At 64.5% G+C, this 17,391-nt stretch carries 14 protein-coding genes; 4 read left to right on the top strand and 10 right to left on the bottom strand.

Going from position 1 to position 17,391, the window contains the following annotated elements:
* Position 1: 1 nt before the first annotated feature.
* Together F8197_RS04475 and F8197_RS04470 are read left to right on the top strand one after the other, a co-directional pair.
* Positions 2 to 1,033 (top strand): ABC transporter permease, encoded by a 1,032-nt coding sequence (locus tag F8197_RS04475; RefSeq protein ID WP_019921195.1) that lies wholly within the window; start codon positions 2 to 4, stop codon positions 1,031 to 1,033.
* Positions 1,030 to 2,412: an FGGY-family carbohydrate kinase gene (locus F8197_RS04470; protein ID WP_152880280.1), complete on the top strand. Its 1,383-nt coding sequence runs from the start codon at positions 1,030 to 1,032 to the stop codon at positions 2,410 to 2,412. The genes F8197_RS04475 and F8197_RS04470 overlap by 4 nt, the downstream gene beginning before the upstream one ends.
* Before the next feature lie 15 nt (positions 2,413 to 2,427).
* Here the strand turns inward: F8197_RS04470 and F8197_RS04465 are convergent, their stop codons facing one another.
* From F8197_RS04465 to F8197_RS04450, 4 genes are all read right to left on the bottom strand, one after another.
* Positions 2,428 to 2,892, bottom strand: a complete 465-nt coding sequence (locus F8197_RS04465) for a MarR family winged helix-turn-helix transcriptional regulator (protein WP_152880278.1) — start codon at positions 2,890 to 2,892, stop codon at positions 2,428 to 2,430.
* Complete coding sequence (locus tag F8197_RS04460) at positions 2,889 to 3,797, bottom strand: CPBP family intramembrane glutamic endopeptidase (RefSeq protein ID WP_152880276.1); 909 nt, start codon at positions 3,795 to 3,797, stop codon at positions 2,889 to 2,891. The genes F8197_RS04465 and F8197_RS04460 overlap by 4 nt, the downstream gene beginning before the upstream one ends.
* Positions 3,798 to 3,942: 145 nt before the next feature.
* Positions 3,943 to 4,971 carry a family 43 glycosylhydrolase gene (locus tag F8197_RS04455; protein ID WP_152880274.1) on the bottom strand — a complete coding sequence of 343 codons (1,029 nt, stop codon included), beginning with the start codon at positions 4,969 to 4,971 and terminating at the stop codon, positions 3,943 to 3,945.
* Positions 4,972 to 4,979: 8 nt separating this feature from the next.
* Complete coding sequence (locus F8197_RS04450) at positions 4,980 to 8,153, bottom strand: TonB-dependent receptor (protein WP_373996786.1); 3,174 nt, start codon at positions 8,151 to 8,153, stop codon at positions 4,980 to 4,982.
* Between the two features lie 203 nt (positions 8,154 to 8,356).
* Here F8197_RS04450 and F8197_RS04445 point away from each other — a divergent pair, with 203 nt between their 5' ends.
* Positions 8,357 to 10,084, top strand: a complete 1,728-nt coding sequence (locus F8197_RS04445; RefSeq protein ID WP_152880270.1) for an FAD-dependent oxidoreductase — start codon at positions 8,357 to 8,359, stop codon at positions 10,082 to 10,084.
* Here the strand turns inward: F8197_RS04445 and F8197_RS04440 are convergent.
* Genes F8197_RS04440 through F8197_RS04425 form a run of 4 tightly spaced genes read right to left on the bottom strand, consistent with a single transcriptional unit; the run spans position 10,081 to position 13,304 of the window.
* Positions 10,081 to 10,368, bottom strand: coding sequence for an RNA-binding protein (locus tag F8197_RS04440; RefSeq protein WP_152880268.1), 288 nt, complete (start codon positions 10,366 to 10,368; stop codon positions 10,081 to 10,083). The genes F8197_RS04445 and F8197_RS04440 overlap by 4 nt on opposite strands.
* A gap of 18 nt (positions 10,369 to 10,386) precedes the next feature.
* On the bottom strand, positions 10,387 to 11,163 hold the full coding sequence (gene fabI / locus F8197_RS04435; RefSeq protein WP_152880266.1) for an enoyl-ACP reductase FabI: 777 nt from the start codon (positions 11,161 to 11,163) through the stop codon (positions 10,387 to 10,389).
* The gene (locus tag F8197_RS04430) at positions 11,160 to 12,353 is read right to left on the bottom strand and encodes an acetate/propionate family kinase (protein ID WP_152880264.1); all 1,194 of its coding nucleotides are present in this window, start codon (positions 12,351 to 12,353) and stop codon (positions 11,160 to 11,162) included. Before F8197_RS04430 ends, fabI begins: the two co-directional genes overlap by 4 nt.
* A 3-nt stretch (positions 12,354 to 12,356) precedes the next feature.
* Positions 12,357 to 13,304 carry a phosphate acetyltransferase gene (locus tag F8197_RS04425; protein WP_152880262.1) on the bottom strand — a complete coding sequence of 316 codons (948 nt, stop codon included), beginning with the start codon at positions 13,302 to 13,304 and terminating at the stop codon, positions 12,357 to 12,359.
* A gap of 156 nt (positions 13,305 to 13,460) precedes the next feature.
* On the opposite strand from F8197_RS04425, the gene F8197_RS04420 reads away from it, so the two are divergent.
* Complete coding sequence (locus F8197_RS04420) at positions 13,461 to 16,007, top strand: outer membrane beta-barrel family protein (RefSeq protein WP_152880260.1); 2,547 nt, start codon at positions 13,461 to 13,463, stop codon at positions 16,005 to 16,007.
* On the opposite strand, the gene F8197_RS28500 is transcribed toward F8197_RS04420, so the two are convergent.
* Together F8197_RS28500 and F8197_RS04415 are read right to left on the bottom strand one after the other, a co-directional pair.
* Entirely contained in the window at positions 16,004 to 16,174 is a 171-nt protein-coding gene (locus F8197_RS28500; protein ID WP_193333326.1) for a hypothetical protein, read from the bottom strand. The genes F8197_RS04420 and F8197_RS28500 overlap by 4 nt on opposite strands.
* Entirely contained in the window at positions 16,171 to 17,283 is a 1,113-nt protein-coding gene (locus F8197_RS04415; RefSeq protein ID WP_152880258.1) for a PepSY domain-containing protein, read from the bottom strand. The genes F8197_RS28500 and F8197_RS04415 overlap by 4 nt, the downstream gene beginning before the upstream one ends.
* Positions 17,284 to 17,391: the final 108 nt, after the last annotated feature.

The following is a 17,391-nucleotide window of genomic DNA, read 5'->3' as shown; positions in this document are numbered from 1 at the left end:
CATGTCCACTGAAGTAAAAGATCCGGCCGCCGACAAGCCGACCGCCTCCACGTCGCGCTATATCATCGCCGACCGCCAGAACTTCCGCCTCGGCGCGGCGCTGGGCAGCTGGGAAAGCATGCTGGCGTTGCTGTTCGTGGCTGCGTTTACCATCTGCGCCATCGTCCAGCCGCATTTCCTCGACATGTACAACCTGGCCGACGGCACCTTCAACTTCAGCGAAAAGGCGATGATCGCGCTGCCGATGGCCTTGTTGATCATTTGCCGCGAGATCGACATTTCGGTGTCCGGCATCCTGGCACTGTCGTCGGTGGCGATCGGTCTGGCCCACACCAACGGCGCTCCGCCCGAAGTGCTGCTGCCGATCGCGATTGCCACCGGCACGGCCTGCGGCTGGCTCAATGGCATCATGGTCACGCGCTACAAGCTGCCGTCGATCGTGGTCACCATCGGCACCGTGTCGCTGTTCCGCGGCCTGGCCAGCGTGGTGCTGGGCGATAAAGCCTTTACCGGCTACCCGCAGCTGATGACCGACTGGGGTCAGGGCTACTTCTTCGGTTTCATCCCGCGCGAGTTCGTGGTGCTGCTGGTGTTCGCGCTGCTGTTTGCAGGTTTCCTGCACTGCACGACCTGGGGCCGCCGCGTGTATGCGATCGGTAACAACCCGGTGGCCGCACGCTTCTCCGGTATTCCCGTGGACAGCTACCGCCTCGGCCTGTTCATGCTGACCGGCGCCATGGCTGGCCTGGCCGCGTGGTTCCTGACCGGCCGTATTGGCAGCACCCGCCCGAACATCGCCATGGGCTGGGAGCTCGAAGTGATCACCATGGTGATCCTCGGTGGCGTGAGCATCGCCGGCGGCGCCGGCACCATCGGCGGCGTGCTGCTGGCGGTACTGACTCTCGGCACCGTCACCTACGGCCTGTCGCTGGCGAACATCCCCGGCATTTACATGACCATCGTGGTCGGCATCCTGCTGCTGGTGACCATCGCCCTGCCCCGCCTGTTGCGCGGCAAGAGGATCGCCAAATGACGGCAACCAATGACGCAACCAGCGATGCGACCATCGTCCTCGACATCGGCAAGACCAACGTCAAGCTGGTGTTGCTGGACGCCGCCGGCGCGGTGCTGGCCGAACGGCGCAGCCCCAACACGATACTGACCGATGGTCCGTATCCGCACCACGACGTCGAGCGCATCTGGCACTGGATGCTGGACGGCATGCGCGAGTTCTCGAGCCTGGCCACCATCGGCGCCATCGTCCCGGTCACGCACGGCGCCACCGCCGCGCTGGTCGATGACGACGGCCTGGTGCTGCCGGTGCTCGATTACGAGTTCGAACCACCGGCTGCGCAGGTAGCGAGCTACCAGGCGCTGCGCCCGGCGTACGACACCACCAATTCGCCGCTGCTGCCCGCCGGCCTGAACCTGGGCCGCCAGCTGGCGTGGCAGGCGCAGACCTTCCCGGCCGAATTCGCGCAAGCGAACCACATCCTGATGTATCCGCAGTACTGGGCCTGGCGCCTGTCCGGCGTGGCGGCCAGCGAAGTGACGTCGCTCGGTTGTCATACCGATTTATGGCAGCCGGCGCGCCAGCAGTACTCGCAACTGGTCGAACGCATGGGCTGGAACGCGCTGTTCCCGCCATTGCAGCCGGCGTGGGCGCCACTGGGACCGTTGAAAGCGGAGCTGCTTGAGCGCACCGGCTTGCCGGCCACGTGCCGCGTGATCTGCGGCATCCACGACAGCAACGCATCGCTGTTGCGCCACCTGGCGGCCGTCGAAGGCGTGCCGCAGCCGGCGGTGCTCTCCACCGGCACCTGGGTGATCGCGGCTGCGCCGGGCAAACCTTTGAGCGGTTTGCGCGAGCAGTCGGACATGCTGGCCAATACCAATGCGCTGGGTCAGGCCGTGGCCTGCATCCGCTTCATGGGCGGGCGCGAGTTCGGCGAACTGGCCGGTGCCGATGCGCAGACCTGTACCGTGGAAGATCTGCAGCAGCTGATCGACCAGCAAACCATGGCCCTGCCCTGCTTCTCGCAGGCTGGCGGCCCGTTTGCCGGCCGCGCCGGGTCGATAACTGGTCCGGCGCCGATCGATGCGCGCCAGCGGTATGCGCTGGCCACGCTGTATTGCGTGCTGGTCTCGGACTACTGTCTCGAACAGTTGGGCGCCGATGGCGCCGTGGTGGTGGAAGGCAGCTACACGGGCAACCCGTGGTTTGCGCCGCTGCTCGCGGCCTTGCGGCCGGGCCAGGCGATCAGCAGCACCGATGACACCAGCGGCACCACGTGCGGCGGCTGGATGCTGCATCACTGGGGTAGCGCGCCGGCGGTGGCCAGTTCGGTGGCAGCGCCGCTGGCGTTGAATGGCTGGGACGCGTACCGGTCGCGCTGGCTGGCGGCACTGTAATCCCGGGCCAGAGGCTCACTCGGGACGGACCTGGGCAGCGCGTATCCGTTCACCGAACGATTGCTGCTCGAGTACCGCGATGGCGTCTGCCAGTGCCTGCGACAGCGGGTACGGCATCTGTGCATCGATGCTGTCGGCGGCGGACGCCGTGGCTTGCCAGCACTGGCGGATGCGCGGCGCCATTTGCCGCCCTGCCTCGCTGAGCCACACCATCTTTTGCCGGCCGTCGTGGGCGCTGGCAGCCACAGTCAGTAAACCCTCCTTCACCATCAAGCCGACCGTCTGCGTGGCAGCCGGCTGGGTGATTCCTGCGCTGGCGGCGATGTCGCCGATGGTCAGCGGCTCCTGGTTCAGCAATGCGCGCATGACCGGCGTGTAGCGCGGCCGGTAATTCAGGCCGGCGTCGATATACGATTGCTCGACTGCGCCATCGAGCAATTCGATCAGGTGGCGCAATTGTGTCCCCAGTCCGCGCTTCATGCTGCCATCCGACGTACGTCGGCGCTCGACCGTACCTGGCCGGCACGGTGTGCCCGCCACAACAGCAGCACGCTCGCCAGGGCAAACACGACCAGCGTTACCACCGATCCTTCGATGCCGTAAGCGCCGCCCGTCAGCCATTCTGGACCGGTCACCTGCCCCTGCAGCAGACCGCGCCCCGGATTGCCCGACGTCGGTAGCGAAAGGATGCCGGCAGATACAAAATTCCAGGCGAAGTGCAAACCGATCGGCAGCCACAGGCGGCGCGTTGCCAAATAGGCGGCGGTGAACATGACGCCGGCCAGCGCAGTGTTGACCACCGCCAGCACGGTCACCTCGTGATTCGGCAAATGCGCCAGCGCGAACAAGGCGCACGACAGGCCCAGGGCCGACCAGGTGCCCAGTGCGCGCTCGGGTATCCTGAAAAGAATGCCACGGAAAACCAGTTCTTCGATGATGGCGATGAAAATCATCTCGGTCATGGTCTTGGCCAGCATATTCCAGGTCCCGGTACCGGCGACCTGGTAATCGGCGGTGGCCGCGATCAGGCCAAAAGCGACCAGGAACATCACCGTGCCGATCAATGCACCGGTCATCGCTTCGCGCGTCCAGCCGGCCGTTCCAAGTTCCTCGGCGCCCCGGCGCTCAACGCGACGCAGGTACACGCGGTATCCCCACACGCCAAGCATGGCGGCCAGCAGTGGCGGCCAGTGCATGCGCAGGTTCTTGTCGGTGATCTGGGCCGCTATCACGAGGACCAGCGCTACCGGCAGACACACTGCCAGTACCGCCAGCAAGGTGCGTACGGCGGTGTGCCGGGTCCAGCGCCCGGGGGCCGATGCTGCGCAAATGGTGTCCGGAGAGGATGTGGGCGTGATGACGCCGGGCATGGCGGTGCTGTTCATGAGAGCTCCTGGGTTGAATTTCAAGTAGTGCTCTCATTATATAAGCACTTATATAAACGCGCATGTATTTGTTTAAAAATTTTTTCCTGTACTGCAGGGCACGCATGGCTGCGCGCGCCCTGCCCTTTCATGCCCTATCCTGGCTTCAGTCCGCCACCGGCACCCCGAAGTCCGGCGTCCCATCCTTATTCCAGTGCAGCACCTGCGCCCGCGTATGGCGATTGGTGTCCTTCAGCGGCTCCCCCACGATATCCCTGAAATTACGCGCGTGGTACACCAGGATGTCGGTCTTGCCATCGGGCGTGGTCGTAAACGAGTTGTGCCCGGGACCGTACTGGCTGTTCTTCTCGCTGCTGGCAAACACCGGCACCGGTGATTTTTTCCATGAAGCCGCATCGAGCAGGTTCGCTCCCACCGGCGCCGTCAACAGCCCCAAGGCGTAGTTGGCATCGGTGGCGCTGGCCGAATAGGTCATGAACACGCGGCCGTTCCTGACGATCACCGCCGGCGCCTCGTTCACCTCGTGCTTCACTTTTTCCCATGCATAGTCAGGCTTCGACAGCAGCACCGCCGGGCCGGTGATCGACCATGGCGTATCCATCTGCGCCAGGTAGATATTGGTGGCGTGGATTTTGCTATCCTGCCCGCGCTGGGTCCAGGCCAGGTAGCGCTTGCCGTCGAGCGCGAACGTGGTGGCGTCGAGCGCGAACGATTCCCAGCCCGTCTTCAGCTGCCCCAGTTCCTTCCACTCGCCTTCCAGGGGATTGGCCGATGCGTTTTCCAGCACGTACAGGCGGATCTCCCAGACCGCATCGGACCGGCCGGCGGTAAAGTAGATATACCATTTACCGTCGATATGGTGCATCTCCGGGGCCCAGATGTGGGCGCCCATCTCGCCCCTGGCGTGCTTGCGCCATACCACCTTGGCTTCGGCCGCACCGAGGTCGTTGAGCGAGCGCGCGCGGCGGATTTCGATGCGGTCGTACTCGGGCACGGTGGCCGTGTAGTAGTAATAGCCGTCGCCGTGCAGCGCCACCTGCGGGTCGGCGCGGTGTTTGACCAGCGGGTTGTTGAAGGTCGGTTCTGCTGCAACTGCAATGTTCTGCGCAAACGAAAAAACGGCGGCCGCGAGGGCCACCGTTTTGAGTCCGCGCGCAAATGGTCCTTGCGCCATGGGTCTCCTTAGTTTTTGATCGACACGGTGAAGAAGTAACGACGTCCGGACCAGGCCAGTTCGTTGACGCGGTACAGGTCACCGGCGTCGGTGATCTGCGATTCCTTGGTCAGGTTCTTGCCTTCGATCGAGATCGTTACGTTGTCACTGTAACGGTACTGGAACTTCGCGTCCAGGAAACCGGTTTTTTCCTGGAAGTTCGGGTTGCCGGAAACGTCGTTGGTGCCGGTGTAGAAACGGTCGCGATAGTTGTAGGCCAGGCGGGCGTTGATCTTGCCCAGGTCATACCACAGTGCGGCGTTGTAGCTGTTCTTCGACAGGCCGGCGTACGGCAAGATCGAACCGTCGAGCGGGTTGATGCGTTCGGTACCCTTGGCATAGTCGTAGCTCATGCGGGTGTAGTTGACATCGCCGCCGAAGCCGCTCATCCAGCCCGGCAGGAAGGTGAACGCGGTACGCGCGGTCAGTTCCACACCCTTGGTGGTGGCGCCTTCGCCGTTGAGGGCGGTGTTCACGTCGAAACGGCTGCCGTTGCCCAGCAGGTCGACGTTCTTGACGATCTGCTTTTCCAGGATGTAGCTCGAGATATCCTTCTTGAACAGGCCCATGCTCAACTGGCTGTCTGCGCTCGGATAGTATTCGAAGCTCAGGTCGGTGTTCTTGGCGCGGAACGGTTTCAGGTTCGGGTTGCCGGCCGTGCAATCGTCGAAGCCGTCGCCGCCGAAGGCCTGGTTGCCGCTGCCGATGATACAGGCGACGTTCGGTGCCAGCAGGTCGATGCGCGGACGCGACATCACCTTCGACAGGCCGAAGCGCACCATGAACTGGTCCGGAATCGCCCATGCCATCAAGTTAAAGCTTGGCAGGTAGTCGTTGTACTTGGTTTTGACCGTGGTCGTGCCGAAGCTTAGATCCCGATCAATGGACGAACCAAGAGCACCGCCCGGATTCTGGATGCGCACCTTGATCGATTGCGAGCCGCTGGCATCGGTCTTGGTGCCGGTGTAACGCACGCCGATATTGCCCCAGATCTGGTGGCCGGCCAGTTCGGTGTCGAAGTCGGCACGGATGTAGGCGGCGCGTACCCGCTCATCGACCATGTAGGCCGGCACTTGCGGGTACATCTTGCCGTCGCTGCCGATGGCGTTATAGACGTTGTTGAAGTTGAAGTTCGACGTGTCGAAGAACGGTTTGGCGTTGTTATACACCGGCGACATCCAGCCCGACGGAATGTTCGAGATCTTGTCGTAGCCGCCGAAGAAGGTGCCCGGCGACGAGCCGCGCACGGCGTTGATCAGTTCCTGCATCTTGGCAGCCGTAACGTACGTGCTCGAGTAGTTGCCGTTGATGAAGGTGTTGGTATCGGGGCCGCGCACCGCGCCCGTGTTGTACGGATCGTAGGTGATGGTCTGGTTGATATTGGCGCCGCGCACCGAGATATCGTCGGCGGTGCTGACCGGGTCGGCGCCGCCGCTGGCGATGTAGCCGCCGCCGTTGTAACGCTGGGCTTCCGATTTACGCGCCTGCGCGCCAGCCCACAGCTTGGTGAAGAACGGCGTGGTCAGGCGGTACTTCAGGTCCAGCTTGACCTGGTCTTCGGCATTCTTGGTTTCGTAAGGACGGTATTGCAGTTCGGCCTTCACGTACGAGCTGGCGTCGTCCGGCGAGTAACCTGCCGGGAAGTCGAAGTGCGGCAAGCCTTGCGAATCGAGCGACACTTTCAAGCCCGGCGCGTTTTGCGTCAGGACGATACTGTTGGTCTCGTTGTGATAGGTCGAACGCGAACGTCCGGCCAGACCGTCCACTTCCAGCGGACCATCCTTGTAGTTGAAACCGGTGGTAGCGTAGTTGGAATCAATCTTGAGCTTGAAGTCGCGCGCCGAGGTGCTGAAGGCGCCCTGGCCGCCCTGGCCTGCCACGTAGTTGCAGCTGCCGACCGTGTAACCGGTGACGTAGTGGTTTTCCACGGTCACGCCGGCTGGCGTGCTGGTGGTCGAAGCCGGCAGGCAGGTACCAGCCGTGGTGGTGGTACCGTTGGCGGCATATACCGGTGCGCGGCCGGCATTGGCCAGGCGGTTGACGTTGCCGAAATCAGTGCCGAAATTGCGGTCGTTGAGGCGCTGGTCCTGGCGGTTGCCCTGGTAGCTGACGAACGCTTTCATTTCGTTGCTGACCTTGTACTGCGCGGTCAGCTCGACCGACGAACGCTTGTGGTCGCGGGTCCAGATGCCGTAGCGCGGCGTGCCTGGCGAGTAGTCGTACCATTGCTGGTTGCACGCAGTTTTCTGGGCAGCGCTCAAGTTGGCAGCAGTAGCGCAACCGGCGGCCGAACCCACGGCAGCGACTGCCGGATCGAGCGAATTGACGGTTTTCTCTGGCGAGAAATCCCAGTCGCGCAGGAAGCGCCAGGTGGTGTTGCGCGAGTAATCGTTACGGGTGCGCACATCGTCGTAGACGATGTTGGCCATCACGCCCAGTTTGCCATCGAGGTACTGGTCGGCAATCAACAGGCTGCCGCGCGGCTGCACGCCGCCACGGCTGGTCGAGTGCTCGGCGGCCAGCGAGCTGGCGACCGTGAATTTCTTGAAGTCGAGCGGTTTGCGGGTAGTGATCACCACGGTGCCGCCCACGCCGCCTTCGGTCAGGTCGGCGGTGCTGCCCTTGTACACGTCGATCGAACCGATCAGTTCGGAAGCCAGTTCGCGCAGCTCGGCGCCGCGGCCGGCGTTGCCGTTCGTGCCCAGCACCGACATGCCGTTCACTTCCACGCGGTTCAGGTCGGGCTCAACACCGCGGATCGAGATCTGCGAGCCTTCGCCGAAGTCGCGCGTCAGCTGCACGCCGGTGATGCGCGAGAGAGCCTCACCCACGTTCTTGTCGGGGAATTGATTGATGTCTTCGGCCACCAGCGAATCGGAGATGGTGGCGTTGCGGATCTTGCGGTCGATTGCCGAGGCCACCGATTTGCGGGTACCGACCACCGTCACCACGTTGGTCGGCGCGACGTCGGACGGCGAACGCGCAGCCTGCGCGTTGTCGGCAGTAGCGGCTGTAGCGGCAGCGTCGGCGGTTTGCGCCATGGCGGCATTGCCGGCCATGAGGGTGGCCAGTGCGGAAGCGACTGCGCTGACGATCGCGCGGCGGGTGGTATTGCTGTGAGAGGCTTGGTACTGATGAGTCACTATGGTCTCCATTTGTGTCATGGCCCTCGGGTGGCCTTGGTTTTATGATCAGCTTGTGATCGCATTCTAGTTGTCACTTGCGGATAAAAATCATGAAACGCTCAAAGAATCAAAATGATGATCACTGATTGTCACAATCGTGCGCCGGACTTTCCCTCTTTCGCATCTGGCAATGCACCATAAAACCGCGCTACACTGGCGCGATGACACTCCCCGACACTTTCCAATCACGCACCGCTCAAGCGCTGCCCACCATCGCGCCGGCGGAACTCAAACGCATGGAGCGCTTCGGCGTACGCGCCGCGTTCAATGACGGCGACATGCTGTTCGAAGCCGGTCGCAGCAAGTTCGGTTTGATGGTGGTGGTGCAAGGCAGAATCCGCATCAGCCGCTATGACGGCCTCGGTAACAGCTCGCTCATCACCGAGCACGGCGCCGGCGAATTTGCCGGCGAAATGAGCCAGTTGTCCGATGCGCCCACGCTGGTCAACGGCCATGCCGTGGGTGCTGTGGAAGTACTGGTGCTCACCACTGTCGCGCTGCGCGCACTGCTGGTGGCGGAGGCCGAGCTGGGTGAGCGCATCGTGCGCGCTTTCATATTGCGGCGCGTCGAATTGATGGAGAGCGCGGCCTGCGGGCCGGTGTTGCTATCACCCAACAACAATTCCCAAATGCACGCCATGCGCGGCTGGCTCGCCAGCAATGGCCAGCCGCACAAGGTGCTCGATCCGCAGGCGACCGAGCAGGCACGGGCGTTGTGTGCGCGCCACAATCCGCAGGCCAACGACTGGCCGCTGGTGGTGTTCCCCGATGGCAGCGTGCAGAGAAATCCGACCATCGTCGAACTGGGACGGCGCCTGGGCACCCTGCCCGCGCTCGATTCCGACCAGGTATGGGATGTGATCGTGGTGGGCGCCGGACCGGCCGGCCTGGCCACTGCCGTGTATGCGGCGTCGGAGGGTTTGTCGGTGCTGGCCCTGGAAACCCGCGCCTATGGCGGCCAGGCCGCCGCCAGCGCGCGCATCGAAAACTACCTGGGCTTCCCCACCGGCATTTCGGGCCGCGCACTGGCCGGTCGCGCCTACGTGCAATCGAAAAAATTCGGCGTGGAGATGGCGATACCGGCGCCCGCTGGCCGGCTGCTGTGCGACGTCCGCCCGCTGGAAGTGGAAATGTGCGGCAGCCTGCAACGGCTGCGCGCGCGCAGCGTGGTAGTGGCGTGCGGCGCGCGCTACCGCCGCCCTGCCCTGGCCAACCTGTCCCGCTTCGAGGGCAAGGGCGTGTACTACTGGGCCTCGCCGCTGGAAGCCGGCTTATGCGCCGATGCCGAAGTCATCCTGGTCGGCGGCGGCAATTCGGCCGGCCAGGCCGCCGTGTACCTGTCGGCGCACGCGGCCCGCGTGCACATGCTGATCCGGCGCGACAGCCTGGTCGATACCATGTCCACCTACCTGATCGAACGCATCGCCGCCACGCCCAACATCGTGCTGCACACGCAGTCCGAGATCGTGGAACTCGATGGCAACGACGACGAGGGCCTGACCCGGGTCAGAGTGCGCGACCGGCAGCTTGGCACCGAACGCGATTACGCCATCAACCGCGTGTTCCTGTTCATCGGCGCCGATCCCAACACCGGCTGGCTCGACGACTGCGGCGTGGCGGTCGATGACAAGGGGTTTATTTTGACCGGGCACGACGCGCTGGTTCGAAATGATCAAACTGATGATCGAAACATTGATCAAAACGGTGATCGTTCGACCGAGCAGGGGCATGACCGCGACCGGCCGGTAGCCAGCCTCGAAACCAGCGTACCGGGCGTATTCGCCATCGGCGACGTGCGCGCCGGCTCCACCAAGCGGGTAGCGGCGGCCGTCGGTGAAGGCGCGGCCGTGGTGTCGCAGATTCACGGCTTCCTGGCGCGCTTGCCTTAAAAGATATCGAGGCGCTGGTGCGGTTCCAGGTCGTGATACACGTTGTCCTGGTGCAGCGGGATGTACAGCTTGATGACTTTACCGCGATGGAACACGCCGCGCAGCTGGTTGCATACGTTCCATACCCGCTCGTAGGAATCGGCCACCTCGATCAGCGCCCACGGGTTGTCTTCTATTCCTTCGCGCACCATGCGCACGTGCTTGACGTGCAGGAAGCGCGACAGCCCTTCGGTCACGCTGGTTTCACAGGCATCGCAGTGCAGGCCCGACAAGATGATTTGCATGATAAAACTCCTTGGAAGTCAGGCGACGATGTTGAGGCCACTGTCCACATAGACCGTGCTGCCGGTAAGCCGCTGCGCGTAGGGCGACGCGAGATAGGCGCAGGTATTGCCCACATCGACGATGTCCACCAGTTCGCCGATCGGCGCGCGTTCCACTGCATCGTTGAGCAGGCGGTCGAAATCCTTGAGTCCCGATGCGGCCCGGGTTTGCAGCGGTCCCGGCGAAATCGCGTGCACCCGGATCGCCTGCGGTCCCAGCTCGTAGGCCAGGTAGCGGCACGCTGCCTCAAGCGCCGCCTTCACCGGTCCCATCACGTTGTAGTTGGGGACCACCTTGTTGGCGCCGTGGTAGCTCATCGCGAACAAGGTGCCGCCCCCGGTCATCAACGGCGCGGCCAGCCTGGCCATGCGCACGAACGAGTGGCACGACACGTCCATCGCCTGCAGGAAGCCGTCGAGCGAACAATCGAGCAGGCCGCCCTGCAGGTCGGCCTTCGGTGCAAAGGCGATCGAATGGACCACGATGTCGAGTGGGCCCTGCCCTGCCAGTGCAGAAAATAGCGCTTCCAACTGGCCCGGCTGGGTGACGTCGAGCGGCAGCAACTGGGCGTCGATCTCGGCGGCCAGCGGCGCCACGTGCGGATACGCCTTCTCGTTCAGGTACGTCAGCACCACGTCCGCACCGAGCTTGCGGAACGCCAGCGCGCAGCCCCAGGCGATCGAGTGCTCGTTGGCCACGCCGACGACGAGCGCGCGCTTGCCGGCCAATATCGGATAAACGGTTTCGGTATTCATTGCTGCTCCAGGATATCAAGGGTGTGGCGGGCGATCATCAGTTCCTCGTTGGCGGGCACCACCCACACCGCCACGCGGCTGTCGGCGGTGCTGATGCGGCGTACGCCGTTGCCACTGCGGTCGTTGGCGGCCGCGTCGAGCTGGACGCCGAGCCAGGCGGCATCGCGGCAAACGGCTGCACGCAATGCCGTGCTGTTCTCGCCGATGCCGCCCGAGAACACCAGCGCATCGAGGCCGCCCAGGGCGGCGGCAAGCGAACCGAGCTCTCGCCCGATGCGATAGACCATCAGCGCGATGGCCGCCTGTGCGCGCGGATCGGCGCTTTGTTCCAGCGTGCGCATGTCCGACGACAGGCCGGACACGCCCAGCAAGCCCGACTCCTGGTACAGCAGTTTTTGTACCGCCGCCACGTCCATGCCCAGTTCTTCGATCAGGTACAGCACCACGCCGGGGTCGAGCGCGCCGCAGCGCGTGCCCATCGGCAGGCCATCGACGGCGGTAAAACCCATGGTGCTGGCCACGCTGCGCCCGCCGTGCATGGCGCACATGCTGGCGCCGTTGCCCAGGTGCGCGGCCACCACCTTGGCGTTGGCCAGCTGCGGGTCGGCCTGCGGCAGCGTGCCGGCAATGTATTCGTACGACAAGCCGTGGAAGCCGTAGCGGCGAATACCGAGGTCGGTGATGCGGGCCGGCAGCGCAAACGCCTGCGCTGCGGCCGGCTGGCCAGTGTGGAAGGCGGTGTCGAAGCAGCCCACTTGCGGCACCTGCGGCGCCATCGCGAACATCGAGCGTACCGGCGCCAGGTTGTGCGGCAGGTGCAGCGGCGCCAGCGGCACCAGCGTATCGAGCTGCGCCAGCACGTCGGCGTCCAGCAGTTGCGGCCCGCTGTAATCGACACCGCCGTGGACGATGCGGTGACCCACGGCCACTACCCGCCGCCCGGCCAGGTGCGACTGCGCGAAGTCGATCAGGAAGCGCATGCCGGCCGCGTGGTCGATCGCGCCGCCGCTCCAGCGGTGTTCGTCGATGACGGCGCCAGCGGCGTCCTGTGCCACGAAACGGGTCACCCCCGCATACAGGTTCTCGATCTTGCCGCGCATGGCCAGTTCAAGCGCGACGCCGTCGTACAGCGAGAACTTGATGCTCGACGAGCCGGCGTTGATGACGACAATGCTGTCCGTGGCATCCATCGCTCAGGCCACCACGTTGGCGCTGCGCAGCCGGTCGTGGGCGACCAGCACCGCCACCGCGCACGAGGCCAGGCGCGCGGATACGGTGTCGGCGCGGCTGGTGAGCACGATCGGCACGCGCGCGCCCAGCACGATGCCGGCCGCCGCCGCACCGGCCATGAAGCTCAGGCTCTTGGCCAGCATGTTGCCGGCTTCCAGGTCCGGTGCGACCAGCACGTTGGCCCGGCCCGCCACCGGCGAGACCAGGTGCTTGATGGCGGCGGCGTGCGGGTCGATGGCGTTGTCCATCGCCAGCGGACCGTCGAGGATGGCGCCGGTGATCTGGCCCCGGTCGGCCATCTTGCACAGGGCGGCGGCGTCAATCGTTGAGGGCATCTTGGCGCTGACCGTCTCCACCGCCGCCAGGATGGCGATCAGTACCGGGTCGAAGCGCAGCACGTGGGCCAGGTCGATGGCGTTCTGCACGATATCGACCTTGTCGGTGAGCGTGGGCACGATGTTGATGGCGGCGTCGGTGATGATCAGCGGGTCGGACCGGCCCGGTACGTCCATCACGAAGCAGTGACTAAGGCGGCGCGCGGTGCGCAGGCCGGTGGCCGTGGCCACCACGGCGCCCATCAATTCGTCGGTGTGCAGGCTGCCTTTCATCAGCACGGCCGCGCGGCCCTCGTGCACCAGCTCCACCGCGCGGGCGGCCGACGCGTGGCTGTGCGGCGTGTCTTCGATGGACAGGCCGGCAATGTCGAGGCCGGCCTCGTCGGCCGCCTGGCGGATGCGCGCGGCGGGTCCGACCAGGATCGGTGCGATCAGGCCGAGCCGGGTGGCGTCGAGCACGCCTTCGAGCGCGCTGCGGTCGCAAGGGTGGGCCACTGCGACCGTGACATGGCCCGATTTGCGGGCGGCATCGATCAGGCGGTCGTAGTTCGGATGAGGAATTTGCGGAATAGTCATCGTTGCTCCTGTGCGATATCAACGTCCATCATAACCAATAGTGCAAAAAACGCAACCACAATTGCTGCGTCGCGGCAATGCTTACTTGCCGCGTGCAAGCCAGAAACTGTCAACCGGTTGCGCACTCGGGGACGCGGCGAGGCGCTAGTATGCGTAATGCCTTCCATCAACTATTCCATCCGCCGCGCCTCGAGCGTGGTGCTGCTGTGCGCCAGCGCCTCGGCCTCTGCGCAAGTTTCCTCCACTGCGGCCGGGCCTGCCGGCGTGCCCACGGCCGCGTCTGGTGCGTTGCGAGCTAACGGGCCGGAGACCGTGCGTAATGTTGTGCCTGCCGACGTGCCCCCGGTCGTGCCTGGCGCTCTGCCTGCTGCAGTGCCAACGACTGTGCCATCGATCGCACCGGCGATCGTGTCGGGTACCGGGCCTGCCGATGTGCCTGGCACCGGGCCTACGACCGCACCCGTCACCACGCTTGCCGCCGCTGTGCCGGCCACGACGCTTGCGGACAAAGAAGAGAAACCCGTCAAAGCCGACCCGCCCGAACCGGAAGCCGACGCCGCCGCCGGCATGGCCTCGGTGACCGTTTCGGCCGAACGCCCCACCAACCGCATCGACCGCCAGGTCTACGACGTCAAGGACGATGCCGCCGCCAGCAACGCGTCGGTGGCCGATGCGCTCAACAAGGTGCCGTCGGTGGCGGTCGATCCCGATGGCACGGTCACGCTGCGCGGCAGCACCAATGTGCAGATCATGGTCGATGGCAAGCCGTCGGCCATGTTGCAGGGCGAGAGCCGGGGCGCCAACCTGGCCGCCATGATGGCCGACAGCGTGGAGTCGATCGAAGTGATCAACAATCCCGGCGCGCAGTTCGGCACCGATGGCGGCGGCGGCCCGATCCTCAACCTGGTTACGCGGCGCAACCGCAAGCCGGGCGGCATGGCCTCGGTGGGCGCTAACGGCGGCACCGGCGGCCGGTACAACAGCTCGGCCTCGGGTACCTATAACGAAGGCCCGTGGGGCGTCCAGGGCAGCATCAACGTGCGCCACGATGGCCGTAACAGCACCGGCGACACCGTGCGCGACCGCATCTCGCCATTCACCGGCGAACGTTCGCACACGGTGCAGCGCTCGCGCCAGGAAGGGCTCAACGACTCGGCCGGCATCAACGGCGCGGTGACCTACAACCTGAACGCGCGCGACACCCTGCAGGCAAGCGCCTCGTACAATGCGCGCAGCAACGACAATAGCGGGATAGACTCGTACGTGCTCACCGACACCCGCCCAGTGGTCACCAGCGATTACAGCCGCAGCAGCCGGCGCAGCGGCGACAACACCGGCTACAGCTGGGGCGGACGGCTCGATCACAAGGGCGATATCGACGGTGAGCTGTTCAAGCTCGACCTGCGCGTGTCGGGCGCGGACATTAGCAGCAACAGCGCTTACGCCAATACCTACAACGTGCGGCCGGCAGGCCGGCTCGACGCCCAGGCGCGCCAGGCCAACCTGAACGACAAGCGCGTGGCCGACTTCACCGCCGACTACGAGCGTCCGGTGGGTCAATCGATGGTCAAGGCCGGCTTCAAGGCGGTCAGCACCCACAACGATATCGATGCCCGCTACTTCGACATCAATCCGCAAAGCCAGGTAGAAACCGTCAGCAGCACGCGCACCAACCGCTTCCAGCTCGACGAGACCATCGTTGCGCTGTACGGCACCTGGCAGACGCGGTTGAACGAGCGCTGGGGCGTGATGGGCGGCTTGCGCGTCGAGCACACCGACCTGGACATCAACCAGGTCACCACCGGCGTGCGCGCCAGCAACAGCTACGTTAACTATATCCCCAGCCTGTTCGCCACGTACAAGGTGTCAAGCGAGAGCAACCTGCGCTTTGCCTATGCCAACCGCCTGCGCCGGCCCGGTGACTACGAGTTGAATCCGTTCGTGATCTATCTCGATGAATTCAATGTGCGGTCGGGGAACACGAAGTTGAAACCGACGCGCACCAATTCGTTCGAGCTGGGCTACGAAAGCCGTTTGTTCGGCATGGACGCCAATCTACGCGGCTACTACCGCAAGGACAGCGACGCCATCCTGTCACGCCGCTACTTCATCAACCAGTCGGTGCTGCTGTCCACCAGCGACAACGGTCCCGGCTCGGCTGCCAGCGGCCTCGAGTTCAGTCTCAGCGGCAAGCTGATGCCCACGCTCACGCTCAATGCCAGCGGCAACCTGGCGCGCAGCGAGCAGCGCATCCTCGACGACACCGGGCAAAGCAACCGGCGCGCCACCAATTCGCTGAGCGGACGCGTGCGATTGAGCTACCAGCTCACGCCGCAGACCACCGTGCAGTCGATGCTCAATGCCCAAGGGCGCACCCTGGTGGGCCAAGGCTACCGCGAACCGACCACCACCTTCAACTTCACCGTGCGCCACGCGTACACGCCGCGCCTCGACCTGCTGCTAGACATCCAGGACGCCTTCAATGGCAACAAGATGGCATTCGTGAGCGACACCAGCACGCTCAAGGAAAATTCGCTGCGGCGCTACGACGGCCGCGTGATGTATTTGGGCATGCGCTACCGCTTCGGCGGCGCCACGCCGCCGCCGCGACGGGCCGGTGGCGCCGGTCCCGGCGCGCGGCCCGATGCAGGTTCGGGTGCCGGTGCGAGTACAGCCCCGGCCAGGATGCCGGGCGGCCGCTAACGGCGGCGCCAGCCGAACCAGGCGCAGGCCAGCACCGGTATGCCCAGCGCAACGGCGGACAGGTAGTCCCAGAAGCCGTCGCCCAGCAGCGCCGACAGCAGGCCGATTACGGTCAGCACGGCCATCACCAGCGGGCCGCCCCACAGGCGTTTGAAATGGTCGGTCATGATTGCTCTCCCGGGGCGGTAGTCTGGACGCCGCGCTTGAGCCACAGGTAAATCCCGCTGCCGAGCACGATGATGGCGGCGATATCGAGCATCGCCCACAGGAACTGCAGCCAGCCGCCGCCGTAATCGCCGAAGTGCAGCGGCTGCGAGACCAGCAAGGCGGTCAGGTACCATGGCAGTTCGCGGCGGTCGGTAATCTCGCTGGTTTGCGCATCGACCAGCACCGGCTTGTACAGGCGCGACGTCAGCGGCTGGTTGCCGTGCATGAAGATGCCGTAATGGTGCGGGCTTGAAAACGCGGTACCGGGGAACGCCACGAAGCCGACCTGCATTGCCGGTTCGGCCGCCGTGGCGTTGGCCATCGCCTTTTCCATCGAGCCCAGCTTGCTTGGCGTGGGCATGCCCTTGTAGGGCGCGATCATGGCGGCCACCTCGGTGTACTGGTAGTACTTCACCAACAGGTCGGCCCAGGTATTGATCATGCCGGTGGCGCCTACCACGAACAGCCAGGTGAGCGTGACGATGCCCAGCATATTGTGCAAGTCGAGCCATTTGACGCGCGGGCCACGGGTGCGCCGCACCTCGCCGAAGTGCAGCTTGCGCATGAACGGCGCATACAGCACCACGCCCGAGATGATCGCCACGATCAGCAGCAGCCCCATGAACCCGAGGAACAGCTTGCCCCACAGGCCGGCGTACAAGTCCACGTGCAGGTGAAACATCACGCCGAGGAAGGTGCCCTCGAAGCTGGGTTCGCCCAATACTTTGGCGGTACGGGCATCGACCGCGATCGACTTGAACTGTTCCGACGTGGGCGTATCGCCCATGGTCAGGTACCAGATCTCGCGCTCGTCGGCCTCCTGCGACATATACATCATGACCTTGTTCGGATACAAGGTCTTGCCGGCGGCGATCACATCATCGAGGTTGGCCTTGGGCGTTGCTGCCGGCATGACCGGCGCCTCGATGGCGTTGCCGAGCAGGTGGTCGATCTCGTGGTGATAGATCAGCGGCAGCCCGGTAATACACAGCAACAGCATGAACACCGTACACACCAGGCTGCTCCACCTGTGGACCCAGGCCCAGCGCCGGACATTAATGGTTTTCATCGTTAAATAACATTCACGCAAGAGAATCGCAAATGATAATGCAAATCGTTTCTTTTTGGGACCTCTTCCGGTAGGGAGGAGGCGCGCAAGCAGCGCCGCATTCCCTGT

Source organism: Duganella sp. FT27W (genome assembly GCF_009295655.1).
In the GTDB taxonomy this organism is placed as follows: Bacteria; Pseudomonadota; Gammaproteobacteria; order Burkholderiales; family Burkholderiaceae_D; genus Rugamonas; species Rugamonas zoogloeoides.
This window is presented reverse-complemented; position numbering and strand designations above follow the sequence as displayed.

Bases quoted from the DNA above. Each gene is read 5' to 3' on its own strand.
- F8197_RS04445 (WP_152880270.1), top strand. From the start codon at position 8,357: ATGACACTCCCCGACACTTTCCAATCACGCACCGCTCAAGCGCTGCCC.
- F8197_RS04415 (WP_152880258.1), bottom strand. From the start codon at position 17,283: ATGAAAACCATTAATGTCCGGCGCTGGGCCTGGGTCCACAGGTGGAGC.
- F8197_RS04425 (WP_152880262.1), bottom strand. From the start codon at position 13,304: ATGACTATTCCGCAAATTCCTCATCCGAACTACGACCGCCTGATCGAT.
- F8197_RS28500 (WP_193333326.1), bottom strand. From the start codon at position 16,174: ATGACCGACCATTTCAAACGCCTGTGGGGCGGCCCGCTGGTGATGGCC.
- F8197_RS04465 (WP_152880278.1), bottom strand. From the start codon at position 2,892: ATGAAGCGCGGACTGGGGACACAATTGCGCCACCTGATCGAATTGCTC.
- F8197_RS04470 (WP_152880280.1), top strand. From the start codon at position 1,030: ATGACGGCAACCAATGACGCAACCAGCGATGCGACCATCGTCCTCGAC.
- F8197_RS04430 (WP_152880264.1), bottom strand. From the start codon at position 12,353: ATGGATGCCACGGACAGCATTGTCGTCATCAACGCCGGCTCGTCGAGC.
- F8197_RS04460 (WP_152880276.1), bottom strand. From the start codon at position 3,797: ATGAACAGCACCGCCATGCCCGGCGTCATCACGCCCACATCCTCTCCG.
- F8197_RS04440 (WP_152880268.1), bottom strand. From the start codon at position 10,368: ATGCAAATCATCTTGTCGGGCCTGCACTGCGATGCCTGTGAAACCAGC.
- F8197_RS04420 (WP_152880260.1), top strand. From the start codon at position 13,461: ATGCCTTCCATCAACTATTCCATCCGCCGCGCCTCGAGCGTGGTGCTG.
- fabI (WP_152880266.1), bottom strand. From the start codon at position 11,163: ATGAATACCGAAACCGTTTATCCGATATTGGCCGGCAAGCGCGCGCTC.
- F8197_RS04455 (WP_152880274.1), bottom strand. From the start codon at position 4,971: ATGGCGCAAGGACCATTTGCGCGCGGACTCAAAACGGTGGCCCTCGCG.
- F8197_RS04475 (WP_019921195.1), top strand. From the start codon at position 2: ATGTCCACTGAAGTAAAAGATCCGGCCGCCGACAAGCCGACCGCCTCC.